Below are 13,473 nucleotides of genomic sequence, written 5' to 3'. Positions count from 1 at the left end.
TTCTACGGATTATTTTAGCAACAAGATCGTACCGTTATATTCAGCAAGTTTACCGTTGTTAAACTCTATACTAATCTTATACGGATAAATACCTGGATCGATTGGCAATCCCTTGTAGCTACCATCCCATCCGTTTGACGATTCGGAAGCGGCAAAGTTTTCTTTCCAGAAGATAACTTCACCCCATCTGTTGTATACAGACATTTGCCTGATCAGCTTCACACAGCTATTTCCGTAAACAAAGAAGACATCATTTGTATTGTCCTGGTTAGGAGAGAAAGCCTCCGGCATATAAACACCACATTGCTTAACCGTAACAGAGATATTAGCCTGACGGCTACAAATTTTGTCATTCCCTTCTACTGTAATTGTATAAACCGTGGAAGTGGACGGGCTGACCCAGGTATCTGCACAATTAATGCATGTTATATCATGCGCTGGTTCCCACAAATAGCTATAGTTACCAAGTGGTTCGACCTGCACCTGCAGCTCAACACTGTCTCCCTGCACTATGCTTATTTGAGAAGCCACTGACAAATCTAGCTTAATGATCTTTAGATTGGTCGTAACGGTGCTGTCGCATCCTGTGCTTAGAGGAATAATATTGATGTAGGTGCCCGAAACACTGTACGAGGAATCACCAACCATCAGGGTTGAACCTTCACAGATACTAATATCCTGAGTATATTTGACCCGCGGATTTACTGTCAGATTCAATGTTACCGTACTATCACAAACCGAACTTTTACTAACGTTTCTCACAAATGTTCCACTTGTGCTATAAACGGTATCTCCTACGGCAACCTGCTCTCCCTCGCAAATAGACTTCGTAATGGTGGTGTCTGCAGTACTGAATTTAATTGTATAATCCAGCTGAAGTGTACAGGATTTGTCAAGGCTAGCCAGCGGTACCAGGGCAACGCTGTAAGTATCTCCCAGGTTGGCTTTCACCCGGATGACCTGTGTAGTCTCGCCATTGCTCCAAGTATATTGACCGAAGCCATCGGGCGCGACCAGCGTCATGTATCCATTTGAATCCGGGCAGTTGGACGCAATAGTGATCTCACTTTTTAAGCACTGCGCATCAAAATAGGCATAGCCAAAATGCCCTCTCTGTGTACAGCCATGGGTGGTGACCACAATCGTAATTGTTTTCCCAATGTAGTTGCGAAGATCAATGGCACCTGTAGTCCAGTCGCGGTATTGTATATCGCCTGAGGTCTGAAATCCATCTACCGTATTAGAGCCCTGCAGCTGTATATCATAATTGCTGCAGGAAAGATTATCTCCGTTCGCATCATAGATTTCAATTACAAATCCAGGTTTTTGATAAGACTCATGATTCTGCTGGCCAGCTCCGCTGGTGTTTTGAAGCAACACGGCAAACTTGTATTGAAACAGCGTATTGTCTTTGGTTACCTGATAATCGGCTTTAATCCTTGTAAAGTGTGTTCCGGTAGTCATGTTACCAATACGTATTGAATGTGTGCTCCCAGGTGCGACGGTCGAAATTGAGGGAATTTTGGGATCGTTTCCATCACTTAAACTGGTTACATAATGCTCCGTGCCTTGTGTCCCGGAAGTTTCGTTGAGATAAACCACTTTCTGGTTCTGGTCTGCAACTATTCCGTAACTCAGGCTCCAGCCTGACGTGGAACCCTTTTCAAAACCGATATTGTCGCAATCAACCTGAGCAGTCGCATGTAAGCAGACCAAAGTCATAACAGACAGGAATAATAAAAATCCTTTCATAAGAGGGTTCGATTTTCTTTTAAAACTTTCCCTTTTAAATACGCAGTTGACCCTCTCTATGTTGCAGCCAAATCACGCCCTGTTAACGCCCCAGATGTTAATATGCCCACCGTGAAAAGCGCCCGAAAAATCACCGCTTCTCATAATCGCTGTATGACAGGCGAATTCAATGAGTGAGTGCCGGAATGTTGATACGGTCATTAGGGGGTATCCAATTTTCTAAGCAGGTCTTTTAAGTCTACAGTCCTTATGTCAAAATCGAAGGGGCATATTCAACCAAGAGGTTAAATTAACAGATGGTGCAAAAACATCCAATGCTTGCAAGAAGTCCTGCAGATGGTATTCCCCTACGATTCGCTGCGCGATCGATAACCCGTTCTGGAAGCTGACCGGTTTTTACCTCTTCACCATATTTAGGCGCATATTTATAGCGGATATTCGTTTTGATCAAAAAGCGGGCAGGTTCTTAATCCAGCTCATCGGTAACTTCCATTCTAACGGTTTGTATTTAAGGCTTACCCTGGTCGAACTCGACGCTACACCAATTAAGATAATTTGATTTGCCATTTAAGATCCAAATCGTGCTCATATCAAGTTTCGCTATTGATTATTTTATCAAACAATCCACTAAGCAAGGTTTTGCTGGAATTGTCAAACTCACTTACTTTTGGAGACATTCAGCAAATAAGATTAAACACTCCGGCGCTTTAATAAAATTTGATAGAAAATTCATTATTTATATTAGGTTTGTCGAATAGCAGCCATAATCTCAAGTTGTTAAGGGGTAAGTTGCCTTGCAGTTTTCGAATTGTTTGGCACAATTATTTGTAAAAATTATTACTTGACTAGCAGGTTGATAAAATACCTTGAGCTGATATATAACTAAAAAACCATTCGTTATTATGCCTGCCATGTAAGACATTTATTATGGCGATAGTTTCTTGTTTAATTCCAGCCTTATTTAAAGAGACTTTATGGGAAACCCTGCCGACAGTGATTTAGATAAGCTTTTTCAAGGGCCGGGCGAAATGCGCGCCATTTGCCGGACCTTCAAGTGGTCACAAACCGTTTTAGGAGGCAGTAGTCAGTGGCCTCAATTTCTACGTGCATCCGTTCAATTAATTTTGGCTACTCCTTTTCCAACTGTCATTCTATGGGGAAACGAACTTGTTCAAATTTATAATGATGGCTACCGGGATCTAATGGGTGATAAGCATCCATCAGGACTTGGCCAACCTACCCAGGAGTGCTGGCCTGAGGTTTGGCACATCAATGAGCCCATTTATAGGCGGGTGTTTCAGGGCGAGTCATTTCGTTTTGATGACGCACTTTACCCCATCAATCGTTTAGGTTACTTGCAGGATGCCCGTTTTACCCTAGCGTATAGCCCGGTGCTTATAGATTCAGGTGAAGTGGGTGGCATTTTGGTGACAGTACTGGAAACGACTCGCCAGGTACAAGAGAAGAAGGATGATAAGCAGGCGTTAACCAATAGTGAGCAGAAGTTTGGCCACTTGGTCACAGCCACTTCGGAAATTATTTACACGATGAGCCCTGACTGCCAGCAAATGTTTCAATTGGTAGAAAAAGATTATCTGACCAGCGCAGCTTCGCCCAAGGGCAACTGGCTCGAAGAATATATCCCGCATACTGAGCGCGAACGTGTCCAGGGACTCATTCGACAGGCCATTGAGGGGAAGGTGCCATTCGAAGCGGAACACCAGGTTTTTCGCCGGGACGGATCTGTTGGTTGGGTATTTTCCCGTGCAATCCCTATTTTGAATGAAGCAGGCGACATCCACCAATGGTTAGGGGCAGCCAGTGATGTTACCAAGCAAAGGCAGGCAGACCAACGGTACCGTATGCTATTTGAGTCGATTGATGAAGGTTTCTGTTTATTAGAGCGCGTTGACACTCAGCAGATTGATTTCCGTTACCTGGAAGTAAACCAGGCATTTCTGCAACACGCAGGCGTTGGAGAAGTAACAGGTAAAACAATCAGGGAAGCATTCCCCGAAGCTCCGCAAGAAGCTTATGCCCTTTACGAAAAGGTCTGGCAAACAGGCCAATCAGTTCGTTCCGTAATCGATGTAAAAAGTATCGACCGGGTTATTGAGCTTTTTGCATTTCTCGTTGAGCAAGGTGCAAATAGGCAGTTGGCTGTCATCTTTAAAGATATCACCCAAGATAGTCGTAATCAAACTCGCCAAGCCCTTTTAGATGATGTAAGCCAGGAACTGGCCACTTTAAATAATGTTGACGAAACCATGGAAGGGCTTGGTAGCAAAATCGTTAACCATTTCAAGACTTCAAGGGTTGCCTTTAGTCAGGTAGGGAAGCAGGGTGTTAATGTAGTATATGATTGGCACCAATCAGACTTATTAAGTATGAAGGGGTCATACCCGATTGAGGATTTTTTAACAAGAGATTTCCAGCAGATATGTGGCACCGGTAAGACGCAGGTCATCCGCGACGTCGCTATGGATTCTGGCGTCATCCCGCAATTTGCAGAAACGATGAACGTCGCCTCATTTGTTAACATTCCATTGCCCCGGCACGGACAATGTCATTTTTGTATGACGGTGATGGATAAAAAGCCGCGTCACTGGCGGGAGGATGAAACTAAGTTAATGCGCGAGCTTGCAGAACGCATTTGGGCACGCCTTGAGCGCCTGCAGGATGAAAAAGCCTTGCGACAGGCGGAAAAGCGTCTCAGGCTTGCCACGGAAGCTGCCGATATGGCGACCTGGGAGTGGCAATTGGATACCAACCAGGTATTTTGGAACGCAGAGCATTTTAGAATATTTGGTCTCGAACCTCAAAGCAAGCCTGTTAAACCGGAGCTTTTCTTTGAGCATGTGCATCCGGATGACCGTGACCGCGTAGGGGCCCAGCTGCAACAGGCCCTGGATAGGGATGAGTTGTATAATTCGGAGTTTTGTGCAGTTCTTCAAGACGGTTCAACCCGCTGGATGAGTGGCTACGGGCGTGTGATGGAAAAAGTGAACAACCAGCCCGTCATAATGAGTGGGGTTATGTTTGATGTTACGGAGCGCCGTCAGGCTGAGCAAGCACTTAACGAATCCGAAGAGCGCTTTCGTGCCTTTGTCACCTCGACCTCTGATGCCGTCTACCAGATGAGCCCGGATTGGCAGCAAATGCACCAGCTAATAGGTAAGTCGTTTCTTTTAGATAATGCGACAAAGAATTCCAGCTGGTTGCAGCAGTACATTCCAATAGAAGACCAGCCATTCGTGCAGAATGCGATCGAAAAAGCAGTTGCGGCTCAGGTGCCTTTTGAATTAGAGCACCGGATTATATTGGCCACAGGAGACATAGGATGGACATTTTCCCGGGCAATTCCCAAATTTGACAAACAGGGTGAGATTGTCGGATGGTTTGGTACTGCCAGTGATATAACGGCTATCAAACATTCTCAGCAGGCCCAGCGGGAATCTGAACTGCAATATCAAATTTTGTTCGATTCAATTGACGAAGGTTTTTGTATTATCGAAGTACTCTTTAACCCGCATGGAAAGGCGATCGATTACCTTGTTTTGCAAGCCAACCCGGCACTTATCCGCCATACGGGGCTCATTGATGTGATCGGGAAAACGATGCGTGAGCTGGCCCCAGCACATGAAGAGTTCTGGTACGAAACTTACGGGCGAATAGCCAAAACAGGCGAGCCTGCCCGTTTTGAGCATGAGGCGACTGCATTGGGGCACTTTTATGATGTTTATGCTTTTCCTATTGGCCTGGCTGGTCAAAACCGGGTTGCTGTTTTGTTTAATGACATTATGGACAGGAAGACAGCGCAACAAACCCTGCAAGCAAGCCAGACCCGTCTGTCTGCCATATTTCAGAGTTTGCCAGTAGCAGTTGGAGAATTTGACCATGATGGCAAGGTTGTGATGGCCAATGAGGTGATGGATCGCTATCTGCCTTCGGGTCTTATGCCCTCCATGGATGAAACCCGTTATGATCGGTGGCTTGCGTATAATGCTGATGGTAGCCGTCTCCAAAGGAGTGATTATCCCGGTGCCCGTGCACTGCGCGGAGAGCGGGTACTCCCACCAGTCGAAATGCGATACACCATGGAAGACGGAAATGCGATATGGACCCATGTGGCAGCAGTGCCTCTTATTAATAACGAGGGTAAGGTTACCGGGCAAGTAACCATAATTACAGATATAGACCAACTCAAATCAGCTGAATATGCCCTGCAACAGGCTGACCGGCGCAAAGATGAATTCTTGGCGATGCTGGCCCATGAATTAAGAAACCCTATGTCTACCATACGTAATGGGTTGTCGGTACTATCTTTAACAGCATCAGAGCCAGATTCTGTTACGGAGCAAACCTTGACACTGATGGAGCGTCAGGTTGACCACCTGGTGCGCTTAGTGGATGATTTGCTTGATGTAAGCCGTATTACCCAAAACAAAATAGTGCTTAAAAAGGATAATATCGAATTGGGAGGACTAATATCTGAGGCGGTCATGGCAATTGGCGGCCAATACGCAGCGGCGGGCAAAAAACTGCATCTAACTGATATGATGGAGCGTCTCTACGTCCAAGGGGATACCACCAGGCTAAGCCAGGTGGTTACTAATCTATTAACAAATGGCCTTCGTTACACGGGTGATCAGGGCCAGGTTTGGGTAAGTATGAACCGGCAAGACGGTTATGCACTGATCCGGGTGGCAGACAACGGAATCGGACTTACAACCGAGCAGCTGTGCTCGATTTTTGATCTTTTTGTGCAAGCTGATAATTCTCTGGCCCGCGCGCAAGGGGGCCTGGGCATAGGTCTTACACTGGTGCAGCGTCTGGTCAAGATGCATGGCGGATATGTGGAGGCTCGTAGCAACGGATTGGGGCAGGGAAGCGAGTTTTTGGTCTACCTGCCAGTAGCAAATAAACAAATAACTTCAAAAGGTGTGCCTGACATGAGCGTTGGTCAGCGGTTGCACGGCGAGCACGTTTTGGTCATTGATGATAACGTCGATGCAACGATACTGGTTACATTACTTTTGCAATTAAAAGGATTTAAAGTGGAAAGTCGCAAAAGTGGTTTAGAAGGAATTAAAGCAGCCGAAACAACGAAGCCAGCGGTAATCTTGTGTGACATAGGCATGCCAGGAATGAATGGCTATCAAACAGCAAAAATGATTCGTCAACGGCCTTGGGGCAAATCTATTCCGCTGATTGCCCTGACAGGTTATGGTCAGCAGGAAGATAGGCAGTTAGCCCTGGACGCAGGCTTTGACAGTCATCTCATTAAGCCAGTTGACGTGAAAGAGCTGATCAGAATTATTGATGAACTAACAAGGTAAGTCAGATAACCATGCTACTGTTCGAGGCATGTGTCCGTATATCAGAAAAACATTTTATTGAATTCATAAGGGTATGTTACTCAATATAAATCATTTAATAATCAACTTCCTTAAAGTCGAATACATAGTGGAATATCCGCTTATTTAGAAATATTTAATGAATAATTTAAATGTGTTGACGTATTTAATAGATTTCAACCAGATAATGTTGGTTATCTTTAGAGATCATTTGCGTTCTTAAAAGAACCAGCCTTTAAACTTGATAGAAGACGGTTGAAATTACCATTTATCGCCTTTCTTCGTTAAGACGAACTGTAAGGCGGTAGCTATTGCTGTTGAAGTGATACAAGCCCGTATTTATTTTGAAACAATGAAGAAATACATGAATGGACATACTAACCTTTTTTAAAAGTTAATTTGGTCACTCATTTATTAAAAAAGCGATATCTGCGGGGGGGCGACGGTAAATCCATTGAAATAAGATCGTCATAAATGAACGGGACTGTTGGGCCCTCGGATTTAAAAAAAAATCTTTTTGAACCGTGTATGCCTCCATTTGCTCGGCTGGAACCTGATAGGTTGCAGAATGGTTTATTCTTTCTTCGCCCAGGTCATTCATCATCCATTCCTAGGCGAGCGCGTCAGGAATAATGGTTGGCATTCTCTCCTTGGCGTTATGGGTTTTGGTCATAAGCTCACTGGTTTTGGTGGTGACAGTGCTTACCGTATCCACTGTTTCCCCAGTGTCCTGACCAGTCTATGTCTGCCAGATACCTTCAATGTATAAATAGGACTGGTCTTTAACACTATGTAATGAGGATATTTTCAGGTGTTTTCTTGGGTTCACCCGTTCGTTTATTCGGGTGAAAAACATGGGTCCATTCGTAAAAGCCTGAAAATAAAATTAAATATCTGCCTTTAATAGCTGCTTAACGGTACATTTTACCTGAAAATAAAAGTTCTTCCCCCTTAGCGTTCTGAGTATCATAGCCATTCTGCCAGCTGCCAATCTTCTTTTTATAACCCCTTCTAAATTTTTGTACCTGACCACGGTTCTTACATCTTCCCGTTTGTTCAACTAGGGCAAAGTTGTCGAGAGTGAGATTCGGTCATCTATTATTGTTAAAAAAATGAGAATTAAATGGATGATAAGCTGTATTATGATAACCAAGCATGCAATCCCCAGGGATATGAGTTGTTGAGTTAACCCTTTAAAATAATTTGATACGGATAAGGAAAACCATTGTATTTTTTCTAGCTTTCACCAATAAATTGCCCTTACTCAACTCCATAATATGATTAGCCGTTATCGGTCTCTTTTAAATAATCAGGAAAGTCTTTTAGATAGGACTCGGATTAAAATATTGTTTGTATGTATAGTAACATTTCTAGTTTTACGACTTTCACTTTTAATCTTCCATCTCTATCATTTTCCACCAAAGCTGTTTTGGCCTATTTTCGTTTTTCCGTTAATATGGTCGATTTGTCTTGGTCTACTGCTATTTGCCAGTTCCTGGAAAGTTGCAGCTAATTTTTTTATGGTTGCCATGACGGCAATTGTCTGGGTAAGCGTGGTGCTGATAAAGGAGAGTATGAATGTCGTAATAGCGCAATATTGTATAATTGTGCTTTCATGCGGTTACTACTTACTGGGACCAAAGAAGGGCTTAATTTATTCTATGCTCAATATTTTCCCTTTGGTCGCGGAAGTGGTCTTACAAAACTATTTTAGCTATCAATTGCCTGGAAATGTGTACATACCAAACGTAATGGCGTTTCCTGTGTTAATTATCAGCAATTTCCTATTGCTTGTGTACATTCACTATTTATTTTTCAACAATCATTTATCTGTTGATCAGCAAAAAGATGTACTCAAAAATGAGCTCGAGCATGCTCTGCGTATTTCGCGTAGGCAAGCAACTGCTAAGGGTAATTTTCTCATAACAATGTCCCATCAACTTCGGACGCCTCTAAATGTGGTACAGGGATCTACCAGTTTACTTCTTACAGGTTCGCAACTGCCAGAGCAAAAGGAGCATCTAAAGATACTTCAATTCTCCACTTCAAATTTGATGGCGACTATTGAAAATATCATCGATTTTACGAGTTTAGATAAAGGAGAATCGACACTTGCAAAAGAGCCTTTTGCTGTTGGTGAGCTTTTGAATAATATTTATCGATCTTTTCAATTTAATGCTGACCAAAAACAGATTGATCTTCTTCTCGATTCTGATCTTGCGTCAAAGGATCTTGTAATAAGCGGAGACTCACTGAGGTTGGGCCAAATTCTATTTCATTTGATTGAGAATGCAATCAAATTCACAGATGTTGGGCAGGTCCTTATAAGTTTGCGTTCTGAACAAATTGCATTGAATCAAATAAGATTAACTTTCAATATTACAGACACCGGGATAGGAATTCCAAAAGAACAAGTAGCAAATGCACTTGACCCATTTGCGGATATTGTTGTTGAAAATAGCCGGCAGCATTATGGCACAATTGGTTTAGCGATAGCGAGTCACCTTGTGCGTTTACATGGACAAGAAATGCTTATTGAAAGTCGGGAAGGAATAGGAACTAATGTTAGTTTTGCCATTAATTTTCCAATTCCTATTGAGCAACCGATTCATGTCATAGCAATATCTGAGGTTAGCAATCTGGCAGGTTACCGGATATTAATTGTTGATGATGAACCTTTAAATATTCTGGTTATGAAAAGGCAATTGGAACGATGGGGAATTATTGTTGACACCTCAGTAGATGGAATTCAGGCAATAGATAAAGTTCGGACTGAAGAGTACGATTTAATCCTTATGGATATCAATATGCCTAGAATGGATGGGTTCGAAGCTTCGTGGCGGATCAGGCAAATGGCCGATCCCATTAAAGCTAGCATACCTATATTAGTGGTCACTGGTTCGGTGGAGGCAGTTGCCGAGGGAATTAAAAAATCTCCTTATATAAATGACTTCGTCCTTAAACCTGCAAAACCCGAAGAGTTGAAAATTAAAATTATATCCCTGTTAAAAGTTGTTATGCCTGACGATGTCAAATAAGGAATGCTGAGAAATTACGAAGCTGTAAATTGCATTGAGACGATTTAGGAGATTTCGGTGAAATTGACCACGTAAATTCGTTAAGGCTGATCAGGTGATTTGGTTTAGATTGGCCAGTCTATCTCTTTTTTCTACCAACGAGTTACTTCGAAGATCTCAAAACAGGGCCTGCTTTCAATTTGCGACGGGATCAGGTAGTCTGAGGCACCGAATTTTCCAAATACTGTGAGGAAGGACATTACTACTGTTGCTGAGAACGGGGTTACCGTCGAACAACATAGCCGCCATGACAAGGAGCTGGGCGACTTATTTTGAATTGTCAAGCAACAAACTCCTAAAGGCAAGTTATTGAACCTGCAAGGCTGTATTCTGCAGAGAGATAAATAGCTAAGACCAACCGAAGTCGCTCGATATTTATACAATTTATTCAAAGGAGCTTGACGCTATGGATATTTTTGTATCTTTCGGTTAACTACCCTCTATCCTCAACGATTCATGATCAGTTTTAACGGGACTTTCCCATTTCGCGTATACGCGGACACGCCGTGCCGCTTCAGGCCTATTCTTTTCCTTAATTTCTTCTTCCTGACTCGCAAAGTGTAACTTAGCTAGGGTTTTTTTATGCTAAAATATTGGCGCCAGCTCAGCTGTGGCAACCCATATTATATGTTCGCGATCCGGAGAAATCCTTCTTTTCAATTTAGATATTACGCTAACAATTTCAACTCAACGTTCCAATGAAAAAATTTCTTGTTATCGGAATGCTATTTGTAATAGCATTTTCGCATCGGGTCATCGCACAAATTACACCTTCAAATGGCATCGTGTATGTAAAAAAAGGTTCAACAGGTAACGGAAGCAGCTGGACCGATGCCGCAGGCGAACTTGCCGATGCCCTAAAATTCGCTAGTGTCAGTAATGGTGGTGTCTCTCAGATCTGGGTTGCTGGTGGAGTATATAAGCCTTTATATTTGATTAATAGTCCCAGTTCCTACCAAGCTGTCGCGTACCGTAATTTCCTTATGGTTCATGATTTAAAAGTGTACGGCGGCTTTGCAGGTAACGAAACAACATTGGCAGAGAGAAATTTATCAATAACTGCTAATAGGAGTACTTTGAGTGGAGATATAGATAACATAAATGGACTATCTAACGGTGATGCTTATCATGTGGTCATTGCTCTCGGAAATTTGGGAAGAGCGGAACTGAATGGATTTACGATTACAGGAGGTTACCCGGCGGGATTAAGTTATATAACCATAAACAGTAATTATAACGTCATTATGAACTATGGTGGTGCTTTGTACACAGAATCTTCCGCAATTACCATTGCCAATGTGGCAATAAGTGGTAATGGTTCGCTTAATTCTGGATATGCGGTGTATAATTATAGGTCTAATACGGTTTTTTCCAATGTCATAATAAGTGGGAACAGTACATCGTCTATGTATAATATTTCCTCTTATCCTTCACTTACCAATGTAACCGTAAGCGGCAATCCAGGCGGAATTCTTAATATGTGGTCTGGCGCGAAGTTTTACAACAGCATTATTTACGGTAATAATTTTGGAGTTTCAGATGTTGAAAGCCCATCGGAATACAAAAATTGTCTGATTCAAGGAAATCCAGGCGGCACGGATATGGTAAGTTACAACGGTGCTACAAGCGATATTTTTTTGGACCCCTCTGCCTCGGGCCTGAGTATGGGTGTTGGTTATAGCCTTAAGGCAGGTAGCCCGGCTATCAACAAAGGCAATAATAATTTTGTAACTCAAATTACCGATCTGGCAGGCAATGCCCGTATCCGGGATAACACCGTAGATTTAGGGGCTTATGAATCACAAAGTGGTAATGTGGTTGTGGTACCCGATGCAAATGGAATTGTTTATGTGAAACAGCACGGTGCCGGTAATTTAACAGGTAATAGCTGGGCGAATGCGACACCCGAAGTAGCCGACGCCCTTCGGACTGCCAAGACCAATACCGCTATAACCCAGATTTGGGTGGCGGGTGGTGTTTATAAACCGTTGTATCAAGCAGATAATTTTGACATAAAAAATACAACTAACAGGGATAATTCCTTTGTTCTCGTCAAAAATGTAAAAATTTACGGCGGCTTTGCAGGTGTTAATGAAACTTCAATAACGCAGAGGGATCTGAGCAACAACAGTAATAGAAGTACACTGAGCGGTGATTTTGATAATTCCGGAGGCCTTTCAGCAAATGATGCGATCCACGTAATTATCGCTGCCGGATCTCTGGGCTCCGCCGAGTTGAATGGATTTACTGTAAGCGGTGGTTATGCTAATAGTTATGGTGATGTTATAGTGAACGAGGTATACATAGATCGGATTAGTGGCGGCGGAATATATAATATAGCTTCTACTGCAATAATAGCCAACGTGACTATTGCCGGCAATTCTGCTATATATGGCGGAGGGATGTACACTCAAGAAAATTCCTCTTCAGTGCTCAATCAGGTAATTATTACTGGAAACAGTGCAGGTTATGGTGGAGGATTATATAATTCTACTTCTTCGCCTAAACTTACCAATGTAAGCATTAATGGCAATTATGCCAGCTATGGAGGCGGAGTGTACAATCAGAGTTCAACACTTGCTTTTACTAATGTTACGCTTGCGGGCAATAGGGTAGAAACCGATGGCAGTGAGCTTTATTTGGAAAGCGGTACAGTCAAAGTTCAAAACAGTATTATTTTTGGCTCAGGTACCAATCCGGTTATTAATCCTGGAGGTACTATCCACGCATTTTATAGCCTTGTCTCGGGCATTAATGATATGGCCAATAATAATCTAAACGCTTCTGACTACACTGTTGATCAAATATTTGTCAATCAGGCCGCCGGTGACTACACACTTAAAGCAAGTAGCCATGCCATAAATGCTGGTAGCAATGAATTATATGCGGGCCTCAATACCAATACCAGAGACCTGGCTAATAACAGTCGTTTGCAAAGGAAAATCATAGATATGGGTGCCTACGAAAGTTCATATTTCGCCATTTTTCCTGATGTCAATGGGATTGTTTATGTAAAACAGCATGGCGCAGGTAATGTTAACGGCAGCAGCTGGGCAAATGCGTATGCCGAACTCGCGGATGTGCTGGTTGCCGCAAAAACTAATAACGCCATCACACAAATTTGGGTGGCAGGCGGTGTTTTTAAACCTTCGTACAGCCCGGCAGACAATAATTTTGGTATTGCTGACGGAAGAAACAATACCTTCTCATTGGTTAGCTATATACCAGTCTATGGTGGCTTTGCAGGTACAGAAAGTTCGCTGGGCCAAAGAGACTTAACCTTAACT

At 42.9% G+C, this 13,473-nt stretch carries 5 protein-coding genes and 1 pseudogene; 3 read left to right on the top strand and 3 right to left on the bottom strand.

Annotated elements, in window-relative coordinates:
• Window positions 1-9: 9 nt before the first annotated feature.
• Together AC1XUO_RS28680 and AC1XUO_RS28675 are read right to left on the bottom strand one after the other, a co-directional pair.
• Window positions 10-1,752 (bottom strand): T9SS type B sorting domain-containing protein, encoded by a 1,743-nt coding sequence (locus AC1XUO_RS28680; RefSeq protein ID WP_483333297.1) that lies wholly within the window; start codon window positions 1,750-1,752, stop codon window positions 10-12.
• A gap of 313 nt (window positions 1,753-2,065) precedes the next feature.
• Window positions 2,066-2,242 (bottom strand): annotated as a pseudogene (locus tag AC1XUO_RS28675) (IS66 family transposase); the annotation flags it as partial.
• 484 nt (window positions 2,243-2,726) lie between these two features.
• Here AC1XUO_RS28675 and AC1XUO_RS28670 point away from each other — a divergent pair.
• Complete coding sequence (locus tag AC1XUO_RS28670; protein WP_483333296.1) at window positions 2,727-7,091, top strand: PAS domain S-box protein; 4,365 nt, start codon at window positions 2,727-2,729, stop codon at window positions 7,089-7,091.
• Between the two features lie 1,426 nt (window positions 7,092-8,517).
• On the opposite strand, the gene AC1XUO_RS28665 is transcribed toward AC1XUO_RS28670, so the two are convergent.
• Window positions 8,518-8,640, bottom strand: a complete 123-nt coding sequence (locus AC1XUO_RS28665) for a hypothetical protein (protein WP_483333295.1) — start codon at window positions 8,638-8,640, stop codon at window positions 8,518-8,520.
• Between AC1XUO_RS28665 and AC1XUO_RS28660 the strand changes: the two genes are divergently transcribed.
• Both AC1XUO_RS28660 and AC1XUO_RS28655 read left to right on the top strand, forming a co-directional pair.
• Window positions 8,639-10,147 carry a response regulator gene (locus AC1XUO_RS28660; RefSeq protein WP_483333294.1) on the top strand — a complete coding sequence of 503 codons (1,509 nt, stop codon included), beginning with the start codon at window positions 8,639-8,641 and terminating at the stop codon, window positions 10,145-10,147. The two genes, AC1XUO_RS28665 and AC1XUO_RS28660, sit on opposite strands and share 2 nt — an antisense overlap.
• 737 nt (window positions 10,148-10,884) lie before the next feature.
• The coding region (locus AC1XUO_RS28655; RefSeq protein ID WP_483333293.1) for a choice-of-anchor Q domain-containing protein at window positions 10,885-13,473 on the top strand (2,589 nt) is incomplete at its 3' end.

Source organism: Dyadobacter sp. HNCC25DJ186 (assembly GCF_056895235.1).
Note: the sequence above shows the minus strand (reverse complement) of the source record. Positions and strands in the feature narration are given on the sequence as shown.